Origin of the sequence: Jeotgalibacillus sp. ET6, from assembly GCF_029667115.1 — a bacterium.
Classification (GTDB): Bacteria; Bacillota; Bacilli; order Bacillales; family Jeotgalibacillaceae; genus Jeotgalibacillus.
Genome location: NZ_JARUIU010000002.1, coordinates 212,476 through 237,966, shown reverse-complemented (window position 1 = coordinate 237,966; position 25,491 = coordinate 212,476). Strand labels below are relative to the sequence as shown.

General features: G+C 42.3%; 33 protein-coding genes and 1 pseudogene. 14 read left to right on the top strand and 20 right to left on the bottom strand.

The window, feature by feature from the left end; translation table 11 throughout:
• Positions 1-4: 4 nt before the first annotated feature.
• Together P6709_RS06305 and P6709_RS06300 are read right to left on the bottom strand one after the other, a co-directional pair.
• Positions 5-2,416 carry a penicillin acylase family protein gene (locus P6709_RS06305; protein WP_278240049.1) on the bottom strand — a complete coding sequence of 804 codons (2,412 nt, stop codon included), beginning with the start codon at positions 2,414-2,416 and terminating at the stop codon, positions 5-7.
• 102 nt (positions 2,417-2,518) lie between these two features.
• The gene (locus P6709_RS06300) at positions 2,519-2,662 is read right to left on the bottom strand and encodes a hypothetical protein (protein WP_278240048.1); all 144 of its coding nucleotides are present in this window, start codon (positions 2,660-2,662) and stop codon (positions 2,519-2,521) included.
• Between the two features lie 216 nt (positions 2,663-2,878).
• Here P6709_RS06300 and P6709_RS06295 point away from each other — a divergent pair, with 216 nt between their 5' ends.
• On the top strand, positions 2,879-3,052 hold the full coding sequence (locus P6709_RS06295; protein ID WP_278240047.1) for a hypothetical protein: 174 nt from the start codon (positions 2,879-2,881) through the stop codon (positions 3,050-3,052).
• On the opposite strand, the gene P6709_RS06290 is transcribed toward P6709_RS06295, so the two are convergent.
• On the bottom strand, positions 3,049-3,234 hold the full coding sequence (locus tag P6709_RS06290; protein ID WP_278240046.1) for a hypothetical protein: 186 nt from the start codon (positions 3,232-3,234) through the stop codon (positions 3,049-3,051). The two genes, P6709_RS06295 and P6709_RS06290, sit on opposite strands and share 4 nt — an antisense overlap.
• Before the next feature lie 501 nt (positions 3,235-3,735).
• Here P6709_RS06290 and P6709_RS06285 point away from each other — a divergent pair.
• From P6709_RS06285 to P6709_RS06275, 3 genes are all read left to right on the top strand, one after another.
• Entirely contained in the window at positions 3,736-4,401 is a 666-nt protein-coding gene (locus P6709_RS06285) for a hypothetical protein (RefSeq protein ID WP_278240045.1), read from the top strand.
• 14 nt (positions 4,402-4,415) lie between these two features.
• A complete protein-coding gene (locus tag P6709_RS06280) occupies positions 4,416-5,699 on the top strand; it encodes an efflux RND transporter periplasmic adaptor subunit (protein ID WP_278240044.1) in 1,284 nt (427 codons plus the stop codon).
• Positions 5,700-5,775: 76 nt separating this feature from the next.
• Positions 5,776-6,225, top strand: a complete 450-nt coding sequence (locus P6709_RS06275; RefSeq protein ID WP_278240043.1) for an NUDIX hydrolase — start codon at positions 5,776-5,778, stop codon at positions 6,223-6,225.
• On the opposite strand, the gene P6709_RS06270 is transcribed toward P6709_RS06275, so the two are convergent.
• From P6709_RS06270 to P6709_RS06260, 3 genes are read right to left on the bottom strand one after another with little or no spacing between them, the layout of a single operon-like run.
• Positions 6,209-6,958, bottom strand: a complete 750-nt coding sequence (locus P6709_RS06270) for a class I SAM-dependent methyltransferase (RefSeq protein WP_278240042.1) — start codon at positions 6,956-6,958, stop codon at positions 6,209-6,211. The genes P6709_RS06275 and P6709_RS06270 overlap by 17 nt on opposite strands.
• Before the next feature lie 21 nt (positions 6,959-6,979).
• Positions 6,980-7,327 (bottom strand): DUF3147 family protein, encoded by a 348-nt coding sequence (locus tag P6709_RS06265; protein ID WP_278240041.1) that lies wholly within the window; start codon positions 7,325-7,327, stop codon positions 6,980-6,982.
• On the bottom strand, positions 7,312-7,731 hold the full coding sequence (locus tag P6709_RS06260) for a MarR family winged helix-turn-helix transcriptional regulator (protein WP_278240040.1): 420 nt from the start codon (positions 7,729-7,731) through the stop codon (positions 7,312-7,314). Before P6709_RS06260 ends, P6709_RS06265 begins: the two co-directional genes overlap by 16 nt.
• A gap of 362 nt (positions 7,732-8,093) precedes the next feature.
• Between P6709_RS06260 and P6709_RS06255 the strand changes: the two genes are divergently transcribed.
• Positions 8,094-9,302 (top strand): M14 family zinc carboxypeptidase, encoded by a 1,209-nt coding sequence (locus P6709_RS06255; RefSeq protein WP_442905314.1) that lies wholly within the window; start codon positions 8,094-8,096, stop codon positions 9,300-9,302.
• 32 nt (positions 9,303-9,334) lie between these two features.
• Positions 9,335-10,375, top strand: coding sequence for a M14 family zinc carboxypeptidase (locus P6709_RS06250; RefSeq protein WP_278240039.1), 1,041 nt, complete (start codon positions 9,335-9,337; stop codon positions 10,373-10,375).
• A gap of 71 nt (positions 10,376-10,446) precedes the next feature.
• On the opposite strand, the gene P6709_RS06245 is transcribed toward P6709_RS06250, so the two are convergent.
• Positions 10,447-10,788 carry a hypothetical protein gene (locus tag P6709_RS06245; protein WP_278240038.1) on the bottom strand — a complete coding sequence of 114 codons (342 nt, stop codon included), beginning with the start codon at positions 10,786-10,788 and terminating at the stop codon, positions 10,447-10,449.
• Positions 10,789-11,053: 265 nt separating this feature from the next.
• On the opposite strand from P6709_RS06245, the gene P6709_RS06240 reads away from it, so the two are divergent.
• Genes P6709_RS06240 through P6709_RS06230 form a run of 3 tightly spaced genes read left to right on the top strand, consistent with a single transcriptional unit; the run spans position 11,054 to position 12,493 of the window.
• A complete protein-coding gene (locus P6709_RS06240; RefSeq protein WP_278240518.1) occupies positions 11,054-11,626 on the top strand; it encodes a DUF6434 domain-containing protein in 573 nt (190 codons plus the stop codon).
• 14 nt (positions 11,627-11,640) lie between these two features.
• Positions 11,641-12,135, top strand: a complete 495-nt coding sequence (locus P6709_RS06235) for a GNAT family N-acetyltransferase (protein WP_278240037.1) — start codon at positions 11,641-11,643, stop codon at positions 12,133-12,135.
• A 13-nt stretch (positions 12,136-12,148) separates the two neighbouring features.
• On the top strand, positions 12,149-12,493 hold the full coding sequence (locus P6709_RS06230; RefSeq protein WP_278240036.1) for a hypothetical protein: 345 nt from the start codon (positions 12,149-12,151) through the stop codon (positions 12,491-12,493).
• Positions 12,494-12,673: 180 nt separating this feature from the next.
• Here P6709_RS06230 and P6709_RS06225 read toward each other — a convergent pair whose 3' ends face one another.
• The 7 genes and pseudogenes from P6709_RS06225 to P6709_RS06200 all read right to left on the bottom strand — a co-directional run bounded on the left by P6709_RS06225 (position 12,674) and on the right by P6709_RS06200 (position 16,957).
• Positions 12,674-13,084, bottom strand: a complete 411-nt coding sequence (locus P6709_RS06225; RefSeq protein ID WP_278240035.1) for an HI0074 family nucleotidyltransferase substrate-binding subunit — start codon at positions 13,082-13,084, stop codon at positions 12,674-12,676.
• Between the two features lie 44 nt (positions 13,085-13,128).
• Positions 13,129-13,554, bottom strand: a complete 426-nt coding sequence (locus P6709_RS06220) for a type II toxin-antitoxin system death-on-curing family toxin (RefSeq protein WP_278240034.1) — start codon at positions 13,552-13,554, stop codon at positions 13,129-13,131.
• Positions 13,555-13,578: 24 nt separating this feature from the next.
• Positions 13,579-13,860, bottom strand: a complete 282-nt coding sequence (locus P6709_RS06215) for an AbrB/MazE/SpoVT family DNA-binding domain-containing protein (RefSeq protein ID WP_278240033.1) — start codon at positions 13,858-13,860, stop codon at positions 13,579-13,581.
• A 399-nt stretch (positions 13,861-14,259) separates the two neighbouring features.
• On the bottom strand, positions 14,260-14,913 hold the full coding sequence (locus tag P6709_RS06210; RefSeq protein WP_278240032.1) for an SDR family oxidoreductase: 654 nt from the start codon (positions 14,911-14,913) through the stop codon (positions 14,260-14,262).
• 141 nt (positions 14,914-15,054) lie between these two features.
• Positions 15,055-15,288, bottom strand: a pseudogene (locus P6709_RS20505) (type II toxin-antitoxin system RelE family toxin); the annotation flags it as partial.
• 21 nt (positions 15,289-15,309) lie between these two features.
• Positions 15,310-15,525, bottom strand: coding sequence for a hypothetical protein (locus tag P6709_RS06205; protein ID WP_278240031.1), 216 nt, complete (start codon positions 15,523-15,525; stop codon positions 15,310-15,312).
• 301 nt (positions 15,526-15,826) lie between these two features.
• Positions 15,827-16,957, bottom strand: a complete 1,131-nt coding sequence (locus tag P6709_RS06200) for a Fic family protein (protein ID WP_278240030.1) — start codon at positions 16,955-16,957, stop codon at positions 15,827-15,829.
• A gap of 273 nt (positions 16,958-17,230) precedes the next feature.
• Here P6709_RS06200 and P6709_RS06195 point away from each other — a divergent pair, with 273 nt between their 5' ends.
• The 3 genes from P6709_RS06195 (at position 17,231) to P6709_RS06185 (ending at position 19,546) form a co-directional block, all read left to right on the top strand.
• Positions 17,231-17,821: a TetR/AcrR family transcriptional regulator gene (locus P6709_RS06195; protein WP_278240029.1), complete on the top strand. Its 591-nt coding sequence runs from the start codon at positions 17,231-17,233 to the stop codon at positions 17,819-17,821.
• 36 nt (positions 17,822-17,857) lie between these two features.
• Positions 17,858-19,000 (top strand): DUF418 domain-containing protein, encoded by a 1,143-nt coding sequence (locus P6709_RS06190; protein ID WP_278240028.1) that lies wholly within the window; start codon positions 17,858-17,860, stop codon positions 18,998-19,000.
• Positions 19,001-19,120: 120 nt separating this feature from the next.
• A complete protein-coding gene (locus P6709_RS06185; protein ID WP_278240027.1) occupies positions 19,121-19,546 on the top strand; it encodes a stage III sporulation protein AH in 426 nt (141 codons plus the stop codon).
• A 121-nt stretch (positions 19,547-19,667) separates the two neighbouring features.
• On the opposite strand, the gene hepT is transcribed toward P6709_RS06185, so the two are convergent.
• The 4 genes from hepT to P6709_RS06165 form a co-directional block, all read right to left on the bottom strand.
• Positions 19,668-19,952 (bottom strand): type VII toxin-antitoxin system HepT family RNase toxin, encoded by a 285-nt coding sequence (gene hepT, locus P6709_RS06180; protein WP_336618993.1) that lies wholly within the window; start codon positions 19,950-19,952, stop codon positions 19,668-19,670.
• A gap of 159 nt (positions 19,953-20,111) precedes the next feature.
• Entirely contained in the window at positions 20,112-20,819 is a 708-nt protein-coding gene (locus P6709_RS06175; RefSeq protein WP_278240026.1) for a class I SAM-dependent methyltransferase, read from the bottom strand.
• 111 nt (positions 20,820-20,930) lie between these two features.
• A complete protein-coding gene (locus tag P6709_RS06170; RefSeq protein WP_278240025.1) occupies positions 20,931-21,713 on the bottom strand; it encodes an SMI1/KNR4 family protein in 783 nt (260 codons plus the stop codon).
• Between the two features lie 270 nt (positions 21,714-21,983).
• Complete coding sequence (locus tag P6709_RS06165; RefSeq protein ID WP_278240024.1) at positions 21,984-22,289, bottom strand: hypothetical protein; 306 nt, start codon at positions 22,287-22,289, stop codon at positions 21,984-21,986.
• Between the two features lie 194 nt (positions 22,290-22,483).
• Between P6709_RS06165 and P6709_RS06160 the strand changes: the two genes are divergently transcribed.
• Together P6709_RS06160 and P6709_RS06155 are read left to right on the top strand one after the other, a co-directional pair.
• The gene (locus P6709_RS06160; RefSeq protein ID WP_278240023.1) at positions 22,484-23,020 is read left to right on the top strand and encodes a TetR/AcrR family transcriptional regulator; all 537 of its coding nucleotides are present in this window, start codon (positions 22,484-22,486) and stop codon (positions 23,018-23,020) included.
• 75 nt (positions 23,021-23,095) lie between these two features.
• Complete coding sequence (locus tag P6709_RS06155; protein WP_278240022.1) at positions 23,096-24,211, top strand: MFS transporter; 1,116 nt, start codon at positions 23,096-23,098, stop codon at positions 24,209-24,211.
• Between the two features lie 47 nt (positions 24,212-24,258).
• Here P6709_RS06155 and P6709_RS06150 read toward each other — a convergent pair whose 3' ends face one another.
• Both P6709_RS06150 and P6709_RS06145 read right to left on the bottom strand, forming a co-directional pair.
• Positions 24,259-24,633: a VOC family protein gene (locus P6709_RS06150; protein ID WP_278240021.1), complete on the bottom strand. Its 375-nt coding sequence runs from the start codon at positions 24,631-24,633 to the stop codon at positions 24,259-24,261.
• Positions 24,634-24,658: 25 nt separating this feature from the next.
• Positions 24,659-25,456, bottom strand: a complete 798-nt coding sequence (locus P6709_RS06145) for a phosphotransferase (protein ID WP_278240020.1) — start codon at positions 25,454-25,456, stop codon at positions 24,659-24,661.
• Positions 25,457-25,491 lie beyond the last annotated feature (35 nt).

Below are 25,491 nucleotides of genomic sequence, written 5' to 3'. Positions count from 1 at the left end.
TTTTTTATGGAGTAAGCTCCAGCACCTCGCCTTCGACTTTTTGTGGGGCGGCTGCTGTTTCATGGTAGCTGCCGTCAATCCAGTCCTCAATCTGATCGTGGTACCAGTCGGATTTTACGTGGCCGGATTGACCAGGTCCAACCAGATGATAGGAAGTGGACAAGTCAGCTAAGTCTGCTACAAAGCGCCAGGCTCCTCCGTGATCGGCAATCCCGTCTGCGCCGTAGGACTGTGCCTGCACGGTAATCTGGCTGCCGCTTGTTTCAATCGGTCCTTCCCGGTTCAAGAGCCAGGCAAGAACAGGTGAGGCGGAGGAAAGCGGGTGTTCAAAGTACACCTGATGATAGTCGCCCCAGCGCCAGTCAGCCGTGTCTTCTCCGAACTCTTCGCTCAAGTCACTCACGACACGGTCGAGTGCATCACCAAGCCACGCTTCCACGCCGCCATAGTCCTTCACCCAAAGAGGCTCATCGCCGCTGAAGCTGTCGCGCATCATTTGGTCGGTGATGTGATTGGTGCCGCGGAATAACTCCATCGCGTCCTCCGGAATGTCTTCTTCAAACAGCACAAGCGGCAGCTCCTTCATCCACCGATGAAACAGCAGCGGTCCTGCGCTGTCTTTATCATCCATCCGGTCCCATTTTTCTAAAATGGCAAGCTCTTCTTCCCACTCGTCTCCATTGGGTGAAGTGCGCAGGGTTTGAATCATGTTATCCAGAAATTCCTCAGCGTACAGATTCTTAATATCCATTTGCAGCGCCATCATGTCGTCGACTGTCATTTCATCGTTTTCTTCAAGCACTTCTACGATGCGTTTATAGCGGTAGGGCTGTGCCCAGAGATCGGTGATATGGTACGGATACGAATCATCAACCACTGCATTGTTGGCGGTTGCGATAAAGCCTTCTTCCGGGTTCACGAGTGTCGGCAGCTCGTCATAGGGCACGTAGCCTGACCATTCGTAGTCAGCGGAATCCCCCGGCACCGGCAGCTGACCATCGCCTGATTTTCGGATGGGGATCCTTCCGTTTGCTTTATAGGCAATCGTGCCGTCCTTTGCGGCAAAGACAAAGTTTTGCGCTGGCGAGTGAAAATCCTCGAGCGCTGCTTCAAACTCCTCCCAGTTTTTCGCCTTGTTCATATTCATGACTGCCTGAAGCTCAAGTGTGGGTTCAAGTGCGGTCCACTGCATGGAAAAGAGTGTGTTCGCGTCCTCCGGGTCTTCAATAACAGGCGAAATAATCGGACCGTGCCGGGTCGTGACTACGCGGTAGTCGACCGTTTCCCCGTCTTTTACTTTGATTGGTTCATCGCGTACGTCCGCTTCTTCCCATTTTCCGTCGTACCAGAACTCTCTTTTGTTATCCGGATTTTGTTTTTCAATATATAAATCCTGCACATCCGGGCCAACATTGGTTACGCCCCACGCCACGTCATCATTGTGGCCGAGTATGATCCCCGGAATGCCGGCAAAGATGACACCGCTTACATTTTGCTCCGGTGAGGTTAAATGCATTTGATACCAGATCGACGGGGTGCTTAAGCCAAGATGGGGATCGTCTGCGAGCAGCGGTTCTCCACTTTCTGTGCGGTCCCCTGATACGACCCAGTTATTGCTGCCGTTGTGTTCAGGCGGCAGGGGCAGGTCTCCAAATGCAATGTCTACTGGATTGTTTTTATTGGCTTCGATCACTGCAGGTGCATTGTCAGGATAGGTAATAAAAAGTTCTCTTGCTTTTTCTTCCGGGAATGCCCCGACTGCCCAGTGTCTGAAAGCGAGTGAGGACCAGTTTCCGCTTAAATCATAAGCCATGTATTTGCCGATCGTTAACGAGTCCACTTCACTCCATGGCTCCGGCTCATAGCCTAAAATGCTGAATTCAAAGGGCAGCGTGCCTTCTTCTTTGGCTGTTTCCATATAGGCATTGACGCCTTCAGCGTACCAGGCGAGCACCTGCTTTGCTTCTTCTCCGTAGCCGTCATAGGAAAGCCCTGCTGCGTGGCGCAAACTGAACGTGCGGAAAAAGCGGTCTGTCTCAACCGCCGCTTCTCCCACTACTTCTGCCAGTCTTCCGCTTGCCTGACGTCTTGCCAGGTCCATTTGAAACATCCGGTCCTGCGCCTGCACAAAGCCCTGCGCGCGGTAAAGATCTGCGTCACTTTCCGCCTCAATATGCGGCACCCCGTTGTCGTCTCTTGTCACGGTTACACCAGCATCAAGCACGGCAACTGAAAGCTCGCCTTCTGTGACGGCTTCTGACTTGCCCATCCAGCTGTTCAGGACAAACAGGCCGATCAATAGAACCAGACCGATAAACAGCGTGACACCGAGCACCAACCATTGCCATTTCCGCATCTTTTTTTCCTGCTTATGTTCCACGATTTTCTGTTCTTCTACTTTTTTAACCAAAGCCATCCCCCCTATTGTACTCATTCTACAAAAAAGAAGGATTTTCCTTTTCTGATTAAAAAGTGGGCAAAAAAAAACTGCAGTTGGTACGCTGCAGAAAATCTTCGTCTATTTTCTCATTTCTTCAGCTAGCCAGCTGACCAGCTTGGTTGTCGTAATACCTTCTTCTGTTCCTTTTTTATACGCTTTTTCCATCAAATCCGTCAATCGCGCTTTTTCCATTTTGTGTGGTAGCACCTGTTCCATTTCCATTTTTCTCACTCCGTTTCGTTTTATCTCATGGTGGTACTATTCCTGCTTAAAACCTTCTTTAAACAAGGCCGATGGACTGTTTTTTTCCATGTAAAAACCTCCTGCTAAAGTCTTTATGCAGGAGGTTTGGATATTTCTTTCGTCAAAGTCATGAATAAAAGCGTGCCGGGAGAAGCTGAAGCCAGCTCATGAACGCTTGACAATCAGGTGTACTGAATGGGCCTGAAGGGATGGGCTGAAGGATTAGGCGGTGGAATATCCGACGTGAGTGCACCCGTGTTTCCGGTTAACCGGTTCTTAACCCGGCAGACACTCACTGTAAAAGACACGCAGGAGACGAGACGGTGCAGCGGCTTTCGCATGTCTTTTGTCATTGCTCAGATGAATTAACGTATTGGAACAACGGACATTTTATTGAATAAAGCAAAGGCATCGTACATCGATCCATCCTGATCAGATATCTTTTTAGCAAGCCAGCGTAAAAATTCGATTTCTTTTTGCTCTAAGCTGCGGTTCAGGCTTTCTTCGAATTCTCTTTTTAGCTCTTCGAACTTTGTCATCGATTCTTTCATACCAATTTCCCCCTTGATGTTGGCTGATTCTCTGAATGAATGAATTTCCGTTCCTTCTTTTTTCCATAAAAAACCGTAACTTACAAATATGATCGCTTAATTTAAATTTATTTTATATTATTTTTGCCTGTTTGTCATAGCGTTTTTTGTTTGATTTGGTAAAAACGTCATATTTACCTATTGTCTTTTTGAAAGGATAAAAACGGAAGTTTCTTCTTTAGACCTTGTAGGACTTATGTTTGGCGGGCTTTTACCGCTGCATTGCCTCCTTTTCAAATCCTTTTATTTTTTTGGGGTGCTCTCCCATCCTATGAGGGAAATGCGCCAATATGACAAAATATATTTTTTTCCATAAAATCCGTCTTTTTTAAATGCAAAATTCCTTATTTATCAAGGCTTCACCGCATGTTTTAACATCTTTCTTGAAAATGTTTCTAGAAGTGACAACTTTCGCTTTTTTCATTACAATAGAAGTAGTTAGTAGATTGGGAGGTTCAAGGTATGCGGTTTAGCTTGTTAAGAGGGTTTAAAGCGCCTTCTGTCTTTTTGGAAACATGGAAAGAAACGGATTCATTTATACATACGAAAAGATACTTTATAGGTTTTTACATACTTAGCATTTTATTATTTGGTTTATCTGCCTGGATCGGTATGGGGACGCAGCGATGGTCCGGTCAATTTATGACATCCCTTGGCTTAACCCATGATCTTGAGCGATTTTACTTTTTGCTTGGACGCCTGGCACTCGGGATTCTTTATGTAACGGTATTGATTTTAGTGCCGGCTTTGATTTACAAGATCGCGTCAAAGGAACAGCCATTTAAAAAAGTGACACTGCTGACGCTGTTTCCGCTCGCGATTCTGCTGCTTGAACAGGCAAGTTACATTGGGCTGATGCTGTGGCAGGGAATCAACTGGTATTCCTCTCCTTTTTCGTGGGGCGTTATTGGCCAATTGTTTATCGAGCATCGCTGGACGATTTATTTTCTCGGCTGCATTTCCCTCTTTAAAATCTGGGTCATGTACTGGCAGTTTTTATCGCTGCGTGCCATTTCCACTTTAAAGTGGTGGGCCGTTATTCTCATTATTTTAACGCTGAATCTTTCATTCTGGGCAATCACCGCCACGTTTGCCACACTTAATTTCTATCATCTATTGTTTCGCTAAAGGAGGCAGACAACATGGGTCACAAAAGAAAATGGATTACCGCGGGCATGCTTGGCGTGTTGTTTGTCGGCATCAACCTGTACTTGATTAAAGAGGATCTGCTGCTTGTCGACCGCACGTCCGTTGTGCACGATCAGAAGCAGGCGCAAACAGAGGATCTGCAGGAAATTCTCGTAAAAGACGGCGTCATTCACACCGCAACCGAGCAGCATGTTTACTTTTCAGAGCAGCTTGGCATGTTTACCCGCTTTTTAGTGGAAGAAGGACAGGTCGTCACATCCGGCACGCCGCTGTATGAATACGATGTCGTGGATTTAGAGGAGCAGCGCCTGCTGTTTGATTCAGAGGCTGAACAAATCCGCAGCGAAATCAATGCGGTGGAGTCCTACATTTCAGAGCTTGAAACGCTGGAGCGTCAATTAAGTGACGCCACGATCTCTTCTTCTTCAACAGATGCAAACCCAACGTCTTCACTTGATGACCAGGAGCTGCTGCTGAATATTGAACTCGAAGTGGGCATTGATATTTCTGACGCCACGATTGACCAGACCCGCTCTCTGCTCAATCAGCAAATCGGAGAACAGGAAGCAGCAGTCGGACGATTGGAAGCGCAGGAAGCCAAATTCACCCGGTTGAGCGAAGGGCTTGAAGAAAGCCCGACGGTTCAGGTGGAAAGTGATTTTAACGGAAAAATCGCCCATCTATCTGAAGGCGTGGAAAACCCGCTGATCACGATTTACTCAGACAATCTGACGTCCAGAATCCTTTTAACCGATGAAGAAGCGCTTTATGTGCTTGCAGGCATGCCGGCGAAAGTATCATCCCCTGTTGCCAATAGCACAGTGGATGGCGCAGTTGTAGCGAATCCTCAGCTACCAAAAGAAGAACCAAAGACTGATGAGAAAAGCTATTATTCGGTTGATGTGGATCTGCAGGAGCCGGGGCCTGAATGGTTTATCGGCCAGAATGTCGTCAATGAAATTGTTACAGATGAAGCACTTGGCGCAACCACCGTTCCAACGATCAGCCTGGATGAAAAGCGGCTCTACACCCTTTCCCCAACCGGCCTGATCGAGCCAAGGCTTGTTGACCTCGGTCTTCGCGTGGAGGATCGCCAGGAAGTGTATTCAAATGTTGAACCAGCCGAATGGATCGTCATCGATCCGCTACAAGTCGAGCGCTTCAACTCTGCCTACATTACCCCAATGAATGTCGACCGCCTGACCACCGATAACCTCGGTACACTTGGCAAGCGCTCGAGCTGGAAGCATGTATTGCTTGGGGTCTTGCCGAATTAATAGAAGAAATGAGTAAAGCCCGGTTCCTTTGACCGGGCTTTTTACTATCGTTATGAGGAAATGGAGGTGCAGCCATTTGAATGATAGGGAGAAGAACGGTTATGTGTTTCTTGATTTTCTGTCAGTCCATGAAGAGGAAATGAACGACTATTCTCCCCTTGCCGGTTCCTTTGCCGTGTTAGTTTGTTCAGGAAAATACCTGATCTGCTACAACACCTGGCGTGAACAATGGGAATTGCCGGCTGGACAAAGGGAAGAACACGAAACACCTAAGCAATGTGCGATCAGAGAGCTTTATGAAGAAACAGGGCAAACGGTAACAGATATGGCGTTTAAGGGCTTACTTAAATTAAAGAATCGATCGAACGGTCGTGTAAAGTTTAACCCAGTTTACGCTGCACACATCGAAAAGCTGCAGCCTTTTCGGAAGAACGATGAAACGTCACGTATCATGCTTTGGGATTTACACGAGACGATTGGGAGTTTTGATGAAATAGATATGCATTTGTTTACGTATGTAAAGTAGCACTCTTCACACATGAAAATGCCAGTACGACGGGAATTCGGAGTCTTCTTTCGTACTCCGTTTCGTCCGTGAAGTTTTTGCGTTCTGGTTTGCCTTCCCGCAGGTTTGTGACCGTAAATCCAGCATGGGTCAGTGAGCTGAAATAGTGTTCGACTGTGCGGTGGTATTTAACGACGGTTTCGTTTAACCACGGTTCTTTTCTTTCTCCTTCTATGAAATAGTCATCCACAATCCAGTTTCCCCGCCTGTCTCCCTCTTTTTTACTCAGGAATGAAGCGGTGGTGAGAGGGTGCTGGACGCTGAAGATAAACCGGCCGACTTCTTTTAAGGATTGATGGATATTTTGAAACAGCTCTTCCAGACATGCTGCATAATGGATCACAAAGCGTGAGGTGATGATGTCGTAGGTATGTTCCGGGTAGTCATACGCTTCCATTGTGAAGTGGAGGACCTCTCCATTTAAACTCGCGAGATTTTCTTTTGCCGCTTCAGCCATTTGCCTTGAGCCTTCAATTCCCGTGTAGGATGCAGCACCCTTCTCGAGTAACTCTTTGCCAAAAGAAGCGTCACCGCACCCGATGTCTAAGATAGTTTGATCCTGAAAGTCCCCCAGCAGTTCATAGATGATCGGCGTTTCAATCGCCTGATTCGGGCTGTCCTTCCTGCTTCTTCTTTTCATATAGTTTGAGAAAAATGCTTCCTGGTCATATGCGTTTGGTCCTCTATATTCCATGTGATCCTCCTTGAAAATGAATTAGGTAAAACTTTTCATATATTCCACCGCCGCATGTTGCATCCACAGGAACAGCAGCCATCCGCTCATCCCTAAGCCAATTGACGCGAGTAGATGAAGAGAGTTTTGCAAGGAAAAGTACACAATGATAAGTAAAACAGCGGTTGCCGGAAAGCCCCAAAGCACGCCTAATGCGAACTTGCTCAGGACGGCTGTTTGCTCTCCTTGCACGTACAGCCAGATGATGCTCAGCAGACTGACGAGTGGGAGTGCTGCGATTACGCCGCCATATGAGGGGAACCTTCTTGAGATCTCCGTCACGACTCCAATCACAATCGCCGAAGCGACAATTTTCATGAAGAGGAACATGTTTTTGCCCGCTCACTTACCAATTTAAATGCCTGTTCCACCATTTCTTTTTCACTAGAATCCAGTCCATCCAACAAGCGTTCAAGCTTCTCTTCATCAAGGCTTGTATTTCTGTGCAGCACGTCACGGCCTGAATCCGTCAGACACAGCACCACTTTTCTTTCATCAAGCGGATCTCTTTCTTTGGTCAACAACTTCTTTTCAATGATACGCTTCACATGCTCAGACGCCGTATTCTTAGACACTTGAATATGTGAAGCAATGTCATTTATCCCGACTCCTTCTATTTTATCAACAAGCTGCAGAATCCGGACTACCTGATGAGAAATCTTTTCCTTATGCGGGTAATGTAAATGAAAGTAAATGTCTGTCCAGTACTGGTTGAATTGGCTTGTGCTGCTCATGGTAAAACACTCCTTTATATCTTATAAAACGATTATATCGTATTATAAGATATAATACAGAAATAATTAATAGTTTTAAGAGTCGTATAGGTTTTGATTTTGTGATTATGCATTTCGAACTACGAAATAATTCCAACGCACAGGGTCCTCTTGCTTACCCCCATCGCCCTTTGTATAGTGGTTGTTTCTTTAATATAAATTTTCTCTAATGCTTAAGTTCTGAAAATTCAAATTTTGTACACATTCTGTTCGCTTCTTTGCTATGATGGCGGTGGATACCTACTAAAGTTGGAAGTGGAGGAGGATAAAGGAAGCAGTTAGCAGTTTTGGAGTGGATCGAACAAAAAACGGAGTACGAAGGGATGATTTCATTGAAGAAAAAACTTTTCACGTCTGTAGGTGTTTTAGGATTGTGCACGGCTCTTGTCATGCCTGCATATCCGGCTGAGGTCGCTGCTAAAAGTCAGCCGGAGCACCATCATGATTATTCCATTTCAGGCTTTATTGATTACGATGAACTGCAGAAAAAACTCCAGCAAATTGAAGCCTCGAGCAAAGGGACCGTTCAAGTGGAGACGGTTGGGCAGTCTAATCAAGGGCTAGATATCTACACTGCTCGAGTGGGAACTGGTGATCAGGTTTTGTTAATTCAAAGCGAGATTCACGGCAATGAGAAAACAGGTACTGTCGCTATCTTGAATATGCTTAAGGACCTGTCATCCAATTCAAAGGAAGCTAGAGAAATCCGTGAAGAATTGACGATTGTTTTTATGCCGATGATGAACCCTGATGCCTCTGAAGCGGACAAGCGACGCAACAGTATGACCTGGAGTGAAGCGGTGGAAGATTTCCCGCAGCTTGCAGGAGCAACTCCTTCCTGGAACTATCTGGACCGGGGCATCAGCCAAAGCTATAACTACGGGGAAAATCCGGGATTTGATGTAAACCGTGATTTCAACCCTGACCTGGATTACGTGCCGCAAGCAGAGGACTTCCCGGGAGCCTCAAATCTTCCAGGCTGGTATATAACACCTGAATCACAAACCTCCCGTGATGTGTACAAGTCCCTTCAGACAGAGTTTGGCGAGGTCGATGTTTTTGTTGATATCCACCATCAAGGCATGTACTACGTGGATGGGACAGATGACGAAGTTACCCTTTCTTTATCTGCACAATTCGTTCCGGATCCAAGTACAGCTGAAGGAGCAAAGTATGCTCAATATGCTGATAACTATGATTATGATTTTTCCAGACAGCTGAACCTTGCTGCCTACAACGAACTTCAGTCATACGGTAACTCCAAGTTCGGCAATATCTCCCTTTATTCTCAAGGACTTGATTTGCCCGGAACAGCGCTCGGAAGCTACGCATTAAATGGCAGCGGCACAGTGTTGTTTGAAGTGCGCGGCCAGACACAGATGATGGGGCAGAAAGAAAAGGGCAGACTCGTTCAGTCAGTAGAACGCGGACTGAATGGAATCGTGGAAGCAGTGGCTGATGGATCTGTTGAAACGTTGAATCCTGAAGAGTACGAGAACATCCCTCTTACTTCTTACAGTCCATCAAACTAATCTAAACCATACCTTATAGGAGGATACAGATGATGAAAAAAACCTTACTTACCTTTTCAATCGCAGGAGCACTGGTACTGAGCGCCTCTCCTTTTACATCAACTCCGGCAGCAGCCGTCGGAAATGGCCCGGGCTACGGGGGAAATGAAACCATTAATACCTCCATCCTTCATACATATGAAGAAATGGTCAGCTACCTGAAAACACAGGAAGCTAAACAGCAGCAGTTAGAGCTAGAAGTCATCGGTCAAAGTGTAAAAGGCCGTGATCTGTATCTCGCTAAATATATGACTAATCCCGACAATCCTACGATTCTGTTTTTAACCCAGCAGCATGGAAATGAGCAGCTGACAACTGAAGGTGCACTTGATTTTATCAAGCATCTTGGAACAGGGAAAATGAAGGGTGTAACAGATGATGTAAATATCCTAATTGTACCGATGCTAAATGCTGATGGTGCAATGGGAGATGTGAATTTCTCACTTGATGACTACATTGCTGATGGGGGACGGAACCTGACCCGTTATAATGCGCTGGAAGTTGATTTAAATCGTGATCATGTGGATAAAATTCAGCCGGAAACACAGGCTCTTCATTTTAATGTCATGCAGAAATATGACATTGATTACATGATTGATCTGCATCACCAGGGAGCAAACAGCGAGCGTGACGGCAAGCTTGTCTCAGGTTCCATTCTCTATCCAACTACACCAAATGCAGATCCCGAGGTGGTAGAAAGATCCAAGCAGCTTGGCGCTGTGGTATTTGACGCTGTTGATTCTACAGGCTGGGGGCACCTAGGCAAGTACGCCGGAGGTTCAGCTGAAACGATCAGCCGAAACGGGATCGCTGTGGAATACGGCATCTCTACCCTCTTATTTGAAATGCGCGGCATGTCTGACCACTACCGCGAAGACTATGTATTAGGCCAAAAAAGCAATGGCTACTTAATCAAGCAAACCGTAACGACTCTTGATGCCGCTGTCCGTGCCATTGCAGACGGCTCCATCGAAACAGCGGATACTTCGTTTTGGGATACGCTTGCTGAACAAAGAACCCGTCAGACCGAATAAATGATGAGCACCTGCAGACATGACGCTGCAGGTGTTTTTATTTGTAAAGCAAGGTACAACTGTGTCCATTTTTACTTCAGGACTTCAATTTTGCTTGCTGTCATATCCTCTCTTTCATCCAGTATGCCGTCTATAAGTAAAATGTTCACCGTTTGATTCATTTTTAAATTTGATCTTTCTCCCTGCTTGCCATTTATGATTACTTTGGTCTCTTCATTTACTTTAACGATGTAGGAAGGGTACTCTGCAGTGGGGTCCTTTAGATCTTTATAAACAACCAATTCATCATCATTAATTTCAGAAATGACGACCTCTTCTCCATCGTTTGTCGTTTTCGACTGCAAATTTTGACTCGTTGCACATCCAGTTAATATGAATAAAAAAATTAATATGCTTATCAGCAGACGTTTCATCTCGACACTCCCCTACCCTATTTCAATCTATATAATTTGATCATATATTATTTTTTACCAAATATGTAAATTAAGTTGATACAATACAGAAAGAAGCTATTCATTCTTTTAGCGTCAAACAACTTTGAGTCAAGAAGTCACCTTATTGGAAAAGGATGAGTTTAATAAGATGATTCAATATTTTTTCGAATGGAATCTAAATAGTTTACCTAATCAGGAACAAATGTTCTATAATAGGGGATAGATGTAAATGGAGGTGGCGTGGATGAGACCGGAGCTGAAGAAGGAAACAAAAGCAGAAGAGTTTAGCGATTATTATTGGCTAAAGGAAGAACTGCAGCTATTTTGCCGGGAGCATGGACTGAGTGCTTCAGGCTCTAAACGGGAGATTGCCGAGAGAATTGAGACTTTTTTGCGGACTGGCGAGATCATCAAGCCAGCTAAAAGGCCAAAAACACCGAAGAACGTGGAACTGGAGTTACACCTCGATACTGTAATTCAGGAAAATCATCGCTGCAGCCAGAACGTACGAGCTTTTTTTAAGACCGTGATCCCGAACTTTCATTTTTCTACTTACATCCAGCAATACTTTAAGGACAATGCCGGTAAAACGTATCGTGATGCAGTGAACGCCTGGCATGAGGAAGAAGAACGAAAGAAAGATCCACAGTTTAAGAAAAACATTGGACCTCAATTTGAATATAATCAATTCATTCGAGACTTTTTTGCTGATCCAGTAAATAAAGGAAAAAGCCGTGACGAGGCGATTGAAGAATGGAATGAAATCAAGAAGCTTCCGGGAAGCAATACATATGGCTCAAAGCCACTATCTAGTTAATGGAGGAATCGATCATGGCAGCTGACACTACTGCCCCTAATGTAAAGCTCGTACCATACAGCGAAAACTACACAGAACAGCTTTCAGCTTTTTATCTTCCTAAAGACCAGCTGGAATTCACCAGTCTTCCTTTAGATAAAATTTTCAGCCCCACTATTTGTAACGATACACTCCATATTTTAATTCTGAGCGGGGATGAAGCAGCAGGCTATTTTGCTCTTGAAACCGGCGAAAAACTTCAAGCTTATTCAACCAATAAACAAGCGATATTACTTACCTCCTTCTCCATCGATGCTAAACATCAGGGAAAAGGCCTTGCTAAAACCGGGCTGAAACTCCTGCCATCGTTTATGAAAGAAGCCGCCCCGGAAGTGAATGAAGTGGTTCTAGGTGTCAACAAACGAAATCAAGCGGCAATCAATCTTTATTTGCAAACAGGTTTTATAGATGGTGGAGAGATTTTTGAAGGACCTAAAGGGCCACAGCATATTTTACATTTGAACTTGTAAGGAGGCATTCAAAGTGAAAGTATCCATCTATTTTCTCGCCGCTGCCTTAACCGGCATTCTACTGATTTTCTACTTTTTCCAGGAAGACATTCAACCCCTTCCTGGGCACGAAGACACCCTGGCAGATGAAGGGGGACATGTAGCTGCATTGCCTTTAATCGGAACGGTTGGATCGATTGAAGAAGATAGCATTTATTTGGATACCGGCCGTGGGTACGTATGGGTGACTGTGCCGCAGGATGTTGCTGATATATACTCTTTTCAAGCTGGAGACAGGCTTGAGATAGGGTTCGATGTGCTATATGAGTCTGACCCGGCTTCCACGACCGCAACTAAAATTGATAGAGTGAATGATTGAATTTTGATGATGAATGTATCTAAACTTCTCTTAGCTTTAAATTTCAATTCAGCTTTAAAAAATAAAGCCCCAGTACGACTTAACGTTCTGAGGCGATATTACTTAAAAATCAATAGTTGATTTTAGAAAAAATTGTTATAAACGTTTAAGGAGAGGTTTCCTTCGTCTAAGCCACAGCCTCTACTCTATATGTTTTTCGCTTATTCTTGCACGAATCTGTTCCATCCACTTTTCCAGCAGATGATAATAGGTAGTTAAGTTTGACTGAATTAGAATCGCTACTTCTTCATTATATGTGTGAACTGTCAGATTTCGATCATTGACCATTTTTAGCCCCAGGGTCGTTTCATCCTCTTGCAGCAAGTTAACTTCCCGACAGCTCCGGATCACCCCTTTGGGAGAGCCTACATCAATACCTTCTACATTATATAAGAATTCCTTAGCGGCTTTCCAGCACGCTTCAAAAGAATTTTTAAATCGCTGAATAGCAGCATCCCGTTCTATTTCATTCATTTGATCAAGCATAGCCAGCTGCTGAAATGAACCAAGTGCTTTTTTAGCAGAATTTAATCGGTGATGGAGTCTTTCCAAATAATTCCCTCCTCTTTCACTTTTTGTACTAAATTTCTCGTAAGTTATAATTCCTCAGTAAGGGGTTGAATGGCATGTTCCAACTCTGCTAGCAGGTATTTGATGCAGTCATTATCTTTAAATTTACTATCATATGCTAAATACACCGTAAAATCCTCTGCTTCATCCTCGGTTAACGTTAATTCAAGGCCGTTAATATTCAAAAAAGTTTCAAAAACAGTAAGAGCTGTTCTCTTATTTCCATTTTGGAAAATATGCCCTCCTCTTGCTATAGAGTGGTAATAGCAGCATGCTTTTTCTTGAATGGTAGGAAAGGCTTCTTTCCCGTACAGTTCTGTTTTCGGTCTATTCAGCATAGCCTCAAACCGATCTCTGTTCTTTATACCGGCTTGATCGATGTCATGATATAAGTCCATAATCGTGTAATGTATAATCTCGATTTCTTCTCCCGTCAAATACTCAACAGTCAAAACATTCACTCCTCCGATGAATATCTATCGGTCTTTCAAATTTCGAAGTGCATTATCGTATTTTCCAATAGCCCTGTTCATGGCTTTCAGCACATCTGGGCGAATTCCTTTCGGAACGGAACGGTTTGCTTTCTTCATCACAATTTCGCCCCTTTCTTCATCGTAATAAACTTCAATTTCATCACCTTTTGCCATATCCAATGCGGTCGCAATTTCTTTAGGAATGCCAGCAGACAAACTATTCCCAACTTGGCTAAGACGACGAGTATAGCGCTTTTCTTTTTGAGACACACTATTCACGCTCATTTCTTATTAGTCTCCCTTCAGTTTTAACGAATGATTTTTATTTTAAACTTCATCTGTATATATAGTTATTATTATACTAACAATTATAGTACTGATTATCATCAGTCACAAGCAAATCAATCCTTCTTTTTAAATTGAAATCAGTTAAATTTTAGACAATACACTTTAACTGATCCAATCGCTTATGCCAGCGTAGCGCTGCTCGTTTCCCGGGGTTTTGACATTCAATCCGTCATTCTGTCCTTTTCCCTAGTTGGATTGTTGATTGCTTTTATCATTTTATGGAGAGCGAAGACGTTTAGAAAATACGAGTCTATGATTCATCAGGAGGAAAGCAGCATCCAGCATAAAAAACCCCCCAGGCGCTTAACCTGGGGGTTTTTCTACTCTGACTTTCTATTAAAGCGACGTTACAGCTTCTTGCACAGGCTTCACTCCGCCTACTACCTGGAATTCTTTTCCGATGGTTGAGTCGTTTTGGAGGACGGAAACAATGACGCTTGCTACGTCTTCTCTTGGGATCTCGCCCCGCTCCACTTTTTCTCCTGCCGTAACAGTACCCGCTGCAGGATCATTTGTAAGTGCACCAGGATGAATAATGGTGTAGTCAAGGTCCGTGTCTCTCAACCAGACATCTGCATAATGCTTCGCTGCCACATATGGTGCGAATGATGATGGAGCAGATTGAATCGCCTCGCGTGTCGTATCAAATGAGCTGATCATGACAAATCGCTTCACACCAGCTTTTTTCGTGGCTTCAATCGTTTTAACTGCGCCGTCAAGGTCAATCAGCATCGTTTTATCTGGACCGGTTTTAGGACCTGAACCAGCAGCAAAGACTACTGCATCCACACCTTCAGCTGCTTCAGAGATCGCATCTATATCGTCTTTCTCAAGATCTTTCAGAACCGTTTCAGCACCAAGCTCGTCAAAATAAGAAGCCTGCTCCTGCTTTCGGATCATCGCTCTTGCTTCCAGCCCTTCCTTTTCTTGAATCATGGATACGGCATGTTTACCAACCTGTCCATTTGCTCCAACTACTAGTATCTTCATTTCCTTCACCCTTTCAACTGTTTCTATTTTGTCTAGGATAACGTTCTTGATTGGGGTGTGTCTAAGGATCTGTTTGAGGAAGGTTCTGCTGATAATGTAAAAAAGGTTAGAACAGCTTCCCCTAACCTTTTAGACATATTATTATTTGTATATGTTACCTCGGAAATCGATATCTAACACATATACAATTACTTTCTCGTCTTCTACCTTATAAATCATTCTGATATCGCCAACTCTCAGCCTAAATGTATTGGTATATCCCTTCAACTTTTTAATATCATTTTCTTTTTGATTGTATGGTGCTTCTGCTAAATGTAATAAAGCATTTTTAATTCTTTTTCTTGCATGAGTATCTTGTTTTTGAACAAACTTCTTCGCTTTGTTTGAAACTTTATTTCAAACACCTAAGTCGTCCTTAAAAACATCTTCAAAAGAATGAAATTCTCCGCTATTCGCTTCATCAATCGCTGTCTTCTGATCTTCAGTTGGTTCAACTTCATCAAATTCTTCTTCATATTTACTTAGGGTCTCAAGGATTTCTTTTACCTTTTCTAAATTCTTTTCTGAAATATTATCAATTATTTTATATAAATCCTGTCTTCTTACAGCCATAAAAGCACCTCCCATAAGAATACTTATTTTAATTATAACATCACAAAATAATTAATACTTTATTCTTCCTCAGGTCGTTGCTGTTTCAATTGTTGTCTCAATGTAGCCATAGATAACTTCCATTCTAAGGAGATTCACCAGCAAAAAAAGTGTTGTTTCATTTTTCGGTAGCAATTAATAAGCCAAAATCGTTTTCGTGTACTCCATAAAGTCAACAAGACGATCATTTAGGGTATTCTGCAAGATAACAAGATTTATTATATGGCAGTCTTTTTTGAGATTTGTCCCACCTCCAGGTAATCTAACTTAACAAATCTAAGACATCATAGTTAAAGTATTCAATATTGCGTTTTTGACTTGAGTCTTTAAAAAGCAAACCTAATCCAGCCAGCTCATTTAAAACATTGCGAGCTGTTGAAGCTGCAATGCTAAAATGTGCAGCCACTTGTACTGCTGTTGTATTGGGTTCTCTGAATGTATATAAGTATACGTCCTTTTGAATGGGTCTTTCACATTTTTCTAGTCCTTGTGCTGCAGTGAATTCTGCACGATCAATTAGAACGGTCAATTTGTCTGCCATGCGATCCGAGGCATTTAAAAAGAACTTCAACCAGCTATTCCAATCCGGATTTTGTCCTCTCACTCCATTTAATAAGTGATAATAGCGTGAACGTTGTTTTTCAAGCTCCTCACTCACAAAGAATATAGGGCTAGCAATAAGTTTAGATTGAACCATGTAGAGTGCAATTAAAATACGGCCAAGACGACCATTTCCATCTAAAAACGGATGAATAGATTCAAATTGTGCATGTAAAATTGCCACTTTCAAGAGAGGGTGACTATCTTCGTCGATCACAATCTCATCCTTCTTAAGGTGTTTTGTGGGTAACTTATCTCCGTAAGGATGCTTATTCGCATAGATCTCCCAATTTTCCATATACGATTCTACTTCATTTGCCGGTACCGGAATATAAACAGCATCTTCAATCTTGTTCGTTGGACCAATAAAGTTTTGAATCTTACGGAATTCACCACGTGCAGCGTTTGTACCGCGGGCACCTTCCATGAGGAAACTATGAAGGTCTAAAATGAGGCGGGTGGTAATGGGATAGCCGATTTGGATGCGTTCATGTCCAGACATTAATGCATGTTGATAATTCGTTACCTCGATATGTTCCCATTTGGGATTTGTTTTGTGCGTTTGTTCAACCATATCTGTAAATGTAACCTGTGTACCTTCAATCCGGGTCGATTGAACAGATTCTTTTAATGCAAGGGTATTAATAAAATCACTTCTTAAAATTGACCGTTTAAATTTCTCATCCAGCCGTCCCATTTTTCCTGATATATCCGCCAATTTCATGAATAATTCGTAGGCATCTGATTGTTTGATAGAGATGGGTAATTTCTTGATTCCTTGTATAGCGCTCATCGTATCCATCTCCTTAGTTAAAGATTAAAACCATTTTAAACACTCTTGTGTTATTAATATTACCATCTTAAGAGCGAATAATACAGTTTGCACTCTTATAAATTTATTTTTATACGATATATACTTCATCCGTATTTTAGCTGTGATTCACTAAAGCTATCCCAATATTTTTATTTAGTACAACTGTATTGACAAGAATTCTTTTAAAGATTAAATTTAATACAGTTGTACTAAATAAATGTCCGCGTGACGCGTCTCTGCTATACTAGGTCTATGCCAAAAAAAGTAGATCACACTCAACGTAAAAAACAAATCGCTGAAGCTGCCTTTCAAGTCATTTTAAATGATGGAATCGAAGGAGCTTCTGCAAGAAGAATTGCTGCGCAAGCCGGGCTTTCCCTCGGTGCACTGCGTCACTACTTCCAAACACAGGATGAGCTCCTGCACTTTGCAATGGAGGAAGTAAAGGCGGGCGTTGGAGAAAGAATGCAGGCGATTATAAACCAGCCAATTCCCCTTTTAGACAAAACTGTCGCTTTACTGCTTGAGCTTATCCCATTGAACGATCAATCCAAAGTAGAAATGGAGGTATGGTTAGCTTTTACAGCCTATGCCCGTCATAAGCCCGGCTTCACTCTTCATGATGACCAAATCTATGCTGTTATTCTTCATCTTCTTCATCATTTAGATGAATCGAAACTATTAAAAGATGGAATTGACAAAGAGCTTGAGACTGAGAAGCTATATGCTCTGACAGACGGGATTGCCCTTCACGCTTTACTAGACCCTTCCCGCCTAAACCTGGACATGATCCAAAAAGTAATTCGAAGTCAGATTCAAGGAATTTGTCATCCCAACACCTAAGGCAGACCCTCTCGCGGACAGGATGAGGAGAAAGGGATGGAACAATCAAAACGGATTCGATTGCTTGATATACTGCGTGGATTTGCTATTATCGGAACACTTGGTACGAATATCTGGCTTTTTGCTCAGCCAGGAGATTTTATCTCTTTAATGTCAGCAGATGGTTGGCTGTCCAATCTAGAAGCATTCTTAGCTGCTATACAAACGGTATTGATCAATGGCAAGCTGCTTGGTTTGCTTACGATTATGTTTGGGATTGGCTTAGAGCTTAAGTACCGAAAAGCTAAAAGAGACAAATTGCCGTGGCTCCCCTTCTATAGTTGGACGATGGTCCTTCTTTTTCTGGATGGACTGCTACATTACTTTTTAGTGTTTGAATACGACATTTTAATGAGCTACGCCTTTACTGGCATCATTGTTGCTCTTCTGCTTTCAAGATATGAAGGCTCGCTGAATTTTTGGATGAAAGCTTCTGCTGTTATTCATATTGTAGGCGTTTCGATTGTTTCCTTCCTTTGGATGCTCATTCTTCGTGATGATGCGCTGCTTGCTGAAATTGCAGCCGGGTTCAGCGAAGTGAAAGATCTCTACACAACCGGGACGTATGTTGAACAAATCTCCTACCGTATGCGTGATTTCATCAGATTACGTCTTGAAGCTATTGCCATCATCTTCATGAATATCGCTCTTTACATTGCCGGCATTCGACTCTTTAGGCATGGGGCTTTTGATGACAGCGAAAAAGGAAAACGTATACGAAAACGTTTGTTGCGATGGGGACTTGGTTTAGGGATTCCGTTAAATATGCTGCTTCTTGTCCCGGGAGGATTATTTGACTTACCTGTACGTTATTTGTTTGCGCCTATTCTTTCCTTAGGGTATATTGGTCTGCTGGCTTTCATTCTTGAACGCGGCTGGTGGAAGTGGCTGCTGGCACGCTTTGAAACCATCGGAAAAGCCGCTTTAAGCTGTTACGTATTGCAAAACATTGCCGCCTCCCTCCTGTTTTACAGCTGGGGACTTGGACTTGCACTGATGCAAAATGTGTATGCTATTTTCGCCGCCTGGATCGGCATCAGCATTGGGATGATGGCTGTAGCTCACCTATTTGTTAAATTTATGGGAACCGGTCCACTTGAGTGGGTGTGGAGGAAGCTTTCTTATATGCCTTTTAAGTAGGGTGAACTAAATTAATTGAATACCTTACATAAGGTATTGCATTTTGCGAACAAGGAGTGAAGGGTTTTTGTAGAGCAGAAAGCGTTAGATATAGAGACGCTTTGTGGAGGTGAGACTTCTATGTTAATGATCAATAAAGATGTAAAAGGTAAACGTTATAAGCATTTAATAGACTTACTCTCAAGGAACTGCAACCGCTTTGCTTTTGTGGAGAATAGACAACTAATGGAGATTGAAGAAGAGCGTCTTGCCTATGTTGATGATATTATATCCGATATTAGATGGCATTTAATTGAAAGACGAATACAAAAAGAATGGGAAACCACAAAACTTCTTGAAGACACAGCTTATGTTTTCTATTTTCAATTGAATAATGATACAACTCAATTTTTGAAAGAACGCAGTAATTCTCTTTTTGATTGGATGGGTAATCTACCAGAAGATTTACAGTTTTATCATGACGAGAAATGTATATTAGCAGTGTGTTGTCACGAAAAATTCTTTTTAGTGGAAGAAACGTTTTGGGATCGTTTTTTATTAAACTAACGGTTGGATTTGAATAAATATTAGTAAGAACTCCTTTTGGTCATTAAAGGGGTTCTTATTAGAAATCTTTCTAGGAATTCCTCCATTTTTATTACGTACAATGGTTCACATAAAGTCCAAATTAATAAGCCAAAATCGTTTTCGTGTACTCCATAAAGTCAACAAGGCGATCCTCAATTACATTCTGCAAGATAACAACATTGACTTCCTGGCAGTCATGAACGGCTGTCCTTTGGAAACCGACCATTGCTTTCATTTTTTGACTAAGCGGGGAGGAGATGACCTCTTCCTTTTCAAGAAAAGTAAATGCTTCAAAACGATTTTGGGGTAAGCCAATCCTCTTCTCAGCTACAACATACATGGCTATGCCAATACTCGCTTCACAAGCTCTTTGGAGATTTAAAATGATGGAATCCTGCTTTGTGATATTGTTCAGATTTGCCGGCTGATCATCATATCCTTTCGAATCCTTTGAAGGCAGCGCTCGATGATACTGATCTTATTTAAAATAATGTCATTCCTCATTTATTACCGACTCACTTTCCTCGATGTCATGTTGATGGTATCAACCATTGTTTTTAAGCTGCATCAAACATGCCCACAAAAAGTCTTCACCAAATAATTCACCTGGTTGAGTAATCTTTTTCATTGTCCTGAAATCAACGATATTGAAGTCATTTATAAACACTTCTTTCAATCGTTCTTCTGTGTAACCTATTCCACCATGTAAGCTGCCTTTTTTGTATACTTCCCAATCCGGTGTATCTAAGGCTCCCTCAGTATTGAAGCAAACGATTCCGAAGTATCCATCTTTTTTTAATGCTTTTTCCAGCATTTCAAGATAGTTTAATCTCCGGTGTGGTGCTAAGTGGTGAAATAACCCACAATCATAAATAAAGTCATAGGAGCGTGGCTTAAACTTGAAGTCAAATAAGGAAATACAATGAAATTCTATCTTGACTTCCTCTTGTTCAGCTCTTTCTTTTGCCCATTCAATCGCATTAGATGAAAGATCCAAGGCATCTACTTTACAGCCTTTCTTAGCCATATAAACCGCATTCCTGCCCGGTCCACATCCTATTTCCAAGACTCGTTCAGGTGCCAGTCCGTTAGTGAAATACTCTACAAGATTCTCATCGGGACCCTTATTTTTAAAAAACGGAATTTCTTTCGTTCTATCCTCATAAAAATTATCCCAAAATTCCTCTGGCTCTCTTAGGAATCCATCCAGCATTTCATTCAAGTCTTCATAATTCAGAATTGCCTTTTTCAAATAAATAAATCCCCCTTAGTAAAAGTAATCTATCTTACTATAAATTCTACTAATAATCAGCCTATCTCCTACTCACACTTGTTTCTTTTGCACCACTTGAAAAAGCTCAGATCAGTTATCAGGAAAAAACATATCCGCATAATACTCGATGTCTTTATCCTTCCGTATAACAGTTACCATCTTTTCAACAGCTCCAGGAGACAAAACCCCTGTTTCATTAAAACCGTCTGCAACATTAGCGGCTAGTTGTTTAAATTCCAGTATTGGACTTTGTAGCAGTTTTAGCAGCTGCTGTTCAATGAAATATTCATTTCCTTTTGAGTTTTCATGTAAGTAGTCTAAAGCAAGTATCAGCTCCTGTTCGTCATTGCTTGCAAACGCTGCTTCGACTTCTTCAAGAGTATACTCTTTTTTCTCGTATTCGAAGGCCCCGTCCTCCAGCTCTTCGTTTTCCACAAACAATCCATTCAAAAACTCGCTAAAATGAGGAGCTAATTCGATGATCTGCTCCCTCTCTGTGTCTATGTAGATGATCGGAGGTTCCTCGTTTGTCTTTCGATAATCAAATGCAATCCACGAGTGTCCGTCACCCGAAAATAGAACTATCCCTTTTGGCAATCCCCATTCCTCTATTAAATATTCACTCTGCATTATGCCGTCTTTTTCGGCTACGCCTAAAATATGTTCAATATGAATATAATCCTCACCCCAAGAAGTTTGCACATTTACAGGGAAGGCATTATAGATGATCATCCCGCCATTTTGTAGCTTAAGCAGGTCAATATAAGCTGCAGGCAGTTTTACTTTCAGCATCTTTTCTGCTTTTTCTATTGCCTTCGTTGTTAAAGGTTCTAATTTGAAATAATCATTTTCATCCTGCCAGATTTTCTTCATCATGATAACTCCTCTAAAATTTTTTTATGAGCTGCATTTATTACTTTATTGAGATTTCATTTTTTTGATTATAATCACCCAGGTTCTTTAGGCTTTAATAGCCAAAAAACACCTGTCCCAAACAAGGTGAAAAAAAGCTGATCAAGCCATGTCCAGTTCTCCAAATCCAGGAAAAAAGTGAGGCCAAAAAACAACAGAAAAATCAGGATATAGCGGATGAGCATGGATTAAGACTCCTTACTTTTATTTTGGTTGGATAAATTTCAGGATCTAGCCCCACCACATCACCGTTACAAAAATTGACCAAATAGATGCACCAGGCGCCACGATAAAGAAAACCAACAAAAATAAATCACGATAGTGTGAAACCGAATCTTGTTTTTTGAATAAGCGAAATAGCAAGAAACCTGACACTATGTATAATAAAATTCCTATAATTGTTGATCCAGACAAGTAATAAACAGGGAAGATTGGAATGAAGTATTCACTCAAAAAGTAAGCTAATTCCTGACCAAATATGCATAACACGGTAGCCAGTATGAAGATGACAACCCAAACCTTACTAATTTTTTTCATCCTCGGGGCCCTCCTCCTCCATGAACATTGAATAATGCGCTCCAATCAAAATAAACAATACTATCATTCTATTAAATACCATTTTATGAAAATAATCCATTTCATTTTCTAAATAAAATAGGCCTCACTCGTTTGCAACCAATAGTTGAGTATGTTAATTTTAGAGTGATCATTCTATCTAAGGTGGTTTGTTGATGAGCAAAAAGAGACAGGATTTAGTCGAGCGTGCGGAAGAGCTGTTTTATGAAAATGGATTTCATGCGATTGGTCTTAAGCGTATTGTTGGGGAAGCGGGCGTTGCTTTGATGACGCTGTATAATCATTTCGATTCAAAAGAAGATCTGATTTTAGAGGTGCTGAATCAGCGGGGGGAAAGATATTTCGCCTATCTGGAGGAAGCTGTTACAGAGGGGAATGCCAAGGATATAGCTTCTACTGCCCGGTTATTGGCCCACTCACATATTCGCTGGCTGCGCTCTGAAGGCAGCAACGGCTGTATGTTTTTACGAGCAAAGGAAGAGTATTCATTTGAAAATCAACAAATTGTGAAACAGGTTGTTGCGCATAAAGAGTCGCTGCGTTCATTTTTTCTTACACATGGCATGACGCAAAAGCATGCTTTGCAGCTGGCCATGCTGTTTGAAGGAGCGACTGCTTTAACTGAACTGCATGACCTGGACGACGTTGCGAATGAATTTACAGATATGGTTCACATGTTGTTTAAAGAGTAAGCTGATGAATTGCTTATTCTTTTTTTTGAAGCGAAAGTATAATGATCGTTCTATCTATTAAAGGAGGTTGCCCTTATGTGGAGATTTGTATTGCCGGGGATCGCGATGATTGGTGTTACCTTTGCATTTGCCCGTTTCAGCTTTGGATTATTTCTCCCGCCCATCTCTGAAACGTTGAAACTAACGGAAAGCAACGCCGGCTTTGTTGGCTCGACTGCTTATGCCGCCTATTGTTTAGCGCTGTTGACATCCTCTTATTTTATTCAGAAATGGGGTCAATTTCGCGTCGTTCAATTTGCCGGCTTAAGCGCGATTATTGGCTTGTTAGGGATTGCTTTTTCGCCTAATTTTTACTTGTTGGCCTGCAGTACATTTATTGCAGGGCTTGGAAGCGGATGGGCGTCGCCTGCCTATGCTCAAGTAGCAACTGAATCGTTTAAGAAAAAGGATCAGGACAGAGGCAACACCTGGATGAACAGCGGAACAAGCTTTGGCCTTGTGGTTATCTCCCCGATCGCTCTTCTTTTTACGGACCAATGGCGGCTCGCCTTTATTCTTTTTGCCGTTATTGCGCTGGCTGTGACGATTTGGAATATGCGGGTTCTTCCATCGAAGAGGCCTGATTCTGTCCCCACGGAAAAGCCGAAGTCGTTTTCTTTTGTTAAACAGGCAAAATTTCTGCTGGCAGCTTCTTTTATTATGGGTGTCAGTTCATCGATTTTTTGGACGTTTTCAAGAAGCTACTTAACCACGGTCCATGAAATGAGTGAAGGCGAAAGTGTTCTCTTTTGGGTTGTGATGGGGCTAGCAGGAATCATTGGCGGAGCAGCGGGCGGCTTGATCAAGAAGACCGGCTTAGCTCCTTCTTACCGGTTGACGCTCTTGATGATGATGCTTGGTATTGCAGGCATTACCATTCCGAATTCTGTCAGCATCTACTCTTCTGCCGTTTTATTTGGCGCTGCTTATATCCTGATGACTGGGATCTTTATCGTGTGGGCATCGCGCATCTTTCCCAATCTTCCATCAATGGGCGTCAGTTTGTCCTTTTTATTCCTGGGACTCGGGCAATCCTTTGGCTCATTCGTTGCAGGCGGTACCATCCAGGCTGTTTCGTACCCTTTCAGCTTTTTATTATTTGCCGTAATTGGACTCGCTGGGTTGTTTGTTCGCGTGAAACGTTCTCATTAAAAAAACTCTGTTATTGCACAGAGTTTTTTATTCGTACTTCCTAGCCCCTACCAGTGCACTTGAAGTTTATTGCCATCCCGATCATAAAAGTGGAAATAGGCATGTCCTTTATCTTCTTTTATATCCTCCACTTCAACTCCATTTTCCTCAAGGTGCTGATGAAATTGGGATAAGTTTGAACTCGTAAAGCCAATCATAAAGGCCGGTTCATTTTTAACGGTAAAATGGGCAAATGTTTCATCATTAGTCGGAACCAAGATTAGTAAAAATGATCCCTCATTTAGTTTTAAAATGGCGTACGGATCTTCCGTTATGGTTACTAACTCGAGTCCTAAGACATCACTGTACCACTGTGCAGATTTTTCTAAGTCTCTGACCGGAATTCGTATGTAATGTACTTGTTCAATAAAAGATTTTGCCATGTTCACCACTCCTTTAGTCGTTTTCTTACACCCAGTCTCTCCCATGCTCACGGATGAATGCAATGTCTTTTTGATAATGTTCCAAGTGCCCTTCATCGATCATGCTTTGAAACGCGGGATCTCCTTCTTTGGCTTTTCTTAGCATGGTTTTACAAACGCCTTCCACCCGCAGCAATACCATTTCTAAAAACCCTTCTTCCATTCCTTCCATCCCGTAGGAATCAAAAAACAGCTTCACTCTTTCTTTGATTCCCGCTGCATCCCTTTCTGCTTCATAATAAATTGCTTCACCCTTTTCAGAATGATGCAGTCTGCTTAACGGGACACATGTATATAAGGTGTACGCAATATCCCAAAGCCTGGGCCCAGGAGCGGCAAGATCAAAATCAATAATCCCGACAGGCTTTTCGTGATTAAAAATAATATTGTAGATAGCAAAATCGTTGTGACAAAGCACTTCAACTGGCTGAGGAGTGTTGTCTATTGGCTGCCAGTTATTATGGATAGGAAAATCACTTACAGCATCGTGATAGTCCCGAAGCATTTTTGCAATCCCTTTAAGCGCATCGTCTGACCACATGTACTTTTTCAAAGGATAATTGCCCGCTTCGCCCTCTAAAAAAGATAATACTTCTCTATTTTGTTCATCTATACCTAAAAACTTCGGCGCATAGTTATATCCTTTGTTCTCCAAATGCGTTAATACCTTGTGAATTTCCTCGCTGTTTTCCTTTACGTCCCGCCGTACTGTGCCACCTGAACGGTAAACATTTGAAACATTACCGCCTGATAGTAACTCTTCCTTTTCGGGTTGATTGCTCATTTTATTTCCTCCCCATTTACACAAATATTTATGAA

Coding starts and splice junctions, on each gene's coding strand:
- P6709_RS06305 (WP_278240049.1), bottom strand. CDS start 2,416: ATGGCTTTGGTTAAAAAAGTAGAAGAACAGAAAATCGTGGAACATAAG.
- P6709_RS06300 (WP_278240048.1), bottom strand. CDS start 2,662: ATGGAAATGGAACAGGTGCTACCACACAAAATGGAAAAAGCGCGATTG.
- P6709_RS06295 (WP_278240047.1), top strand. CDS start 2,879: ATGGGCCTGAAGGGATGGGCTGAAGGATTAGGCGGTGGAATATCCGAC.
- P6709_RS06290 (WP_278240046.1), bottom strand. CDS start 3,234: ATGAAAGAATCGATGACAAAGTTCGAAGAGCTAAAAAGAGAATTCGAA.
- P6709_RS06285 (WP_278240045.1), top strand. CDS start 3,736: ATGCGGTTTAGCTTGTTAAGAGGGTTTAAAGCGCCTTCTGTCTTTTTG.
- P6709_RS06280 (WP_278240044.1), top strand. CDS start 4,416: ATGGGTCACAAAAGAAAATGGATTACCGCGGGCATGCTTGGCGTGTTG.
- P6709_RS06270 (WP_278240042.1), bottom strand. CDS start 6,958: ATGGAATATAGAGGACCAAACGCATATGACCAGGAAGCATTTTTCTCA.
- P6709_RS06265 (WP_278240041.1), bottom strand. CDS start 7,327: ATGTTCCTCTTCATGAAAATTGTCGCTTCGGCGATTGTGATTGGAGTC.
- P6709_RS06260 (WP_278240040.1), bottom strand. CDS start 7,731: ATGAGCAGCACAAGCCAATTCAACCAGTACTGGACAGACATTTACTTT.
- P6709_RS06255 (WP_442905314.1), top strand. CDS start 8,094: ATGATTTCATTGAAGAAAAAACTTTTCACGTCTGTAGGTGTTTTAGGA.
- P6709_RS06250 (WP_278240039.1), top strand. CDS start 9,335: ATGAAAAAAACCTTACTTACCTTTTCAATCGCAGGAGCACTGGTACTG.
- P6709_RS06245 (WP_278240038.1), bottom strand. CDS start 10,788: ATGAAACGTCTGCTGATAAGCATATTAATTTTTTTATTCATATTAACT.
- P6709_RS06240 (WP_278240518.1), top strand. CDS start 11,054: ATGAGACCGGAGCTGAAGAAGGAAACAAAAGCAGAAGAGTTTAGCGAT.
- P6709_RS06235 (WP_278240037.1), top strand. CDS start 11,641: ATGGCAGCTGACACTACTGCCCCTAATGTAAAGCTCGTACCATACAGC.
- P6709_RS06215 (WP_278240033.1), bottom strand. CDS start 13,860: ATGAGCGTGAATAGTGTGTCTCAAAAAGAAAAGCGCTATACTCGTCGT.
- P6709_RS06210 (WP_278240032.1), bottom strand. CDS start 14,913: ATGAAGATACTAGTAGTTGGAGCAAATGGACAGGTTGGTAAACATGCC.
- P6709_RS06205 (WP_278240031.1), bottom strand. CDS start 15,525: ATGGCTGTAAGAAGACAGGATTTATATAAAATAATTGATAATATTTCA.
- P6709_RS06200 (WP_278240030.1), bottom strand. CDS start 16,957: ATGAGCGCTATACAAGGAATCAAGAAATTACCCATCTCTATCAAACAA.
- P6709_RS06195 (WP_278240029.1), top strand. CDS start 17,231: ATGCCAAAAAAAGTAGATCACACTCAACGTAAAAAACAAATCGCTGAA.
- P6709_RS06190 (WP_278240028.1), top strand. CDS start 17,858: ATGGAACAATCAAAACGGATTCGATTGCTTGATATACTGCGTGGATTT.
- P6709_RS06185 (WP_278240027.1), top strand. CDS start 19,121: ATGTTAATGATCAATAAAGATGTAAAAGGTAAACGTTATAAGCATTTA.
- P6709_RS06170 (WP_278240025.1), bottom strand. CDS start 21,713: ATGAAGAAAATCTGGCAGGATGAAAATGATTATTTCAAATTAGAACCT.
- P6709_RS06165 (WP_278240024.1), bottom strand. CDS start 22,289: ATGAAAAAAATTAGTAAGGTTTGGGTTGTCATCTTCATACTGGCTACC.
- P6709_RS06160 (WP_278240023.1), top strand. CDS start 22,484: ATGAGCAAAAAGAGACAGGATTTAGTCGAGCGTGCGGAAGAGCTGTTT.
- P6709_RS06155 (WP_278240022.1), top strand. CDS start 23,096: ATGTGGAGATTTGTATTGCCGGGGATCGCGATGATTGGTGTTACCTTT.
- P6709_RS06150 (WP_278240021.1), bottom strand. CDS start 24,633: ATGGCAAAATCTTTTATTGAACAAGTACATTACATACGAATTCCGGTC.
- P6709_RS06145 (WP_278240020.1), bottom strand. CDS start 25,456: ATGAGCAATCAACCCGAAAAGGAAGAGTTACTATCAGGCGGTAATGTT.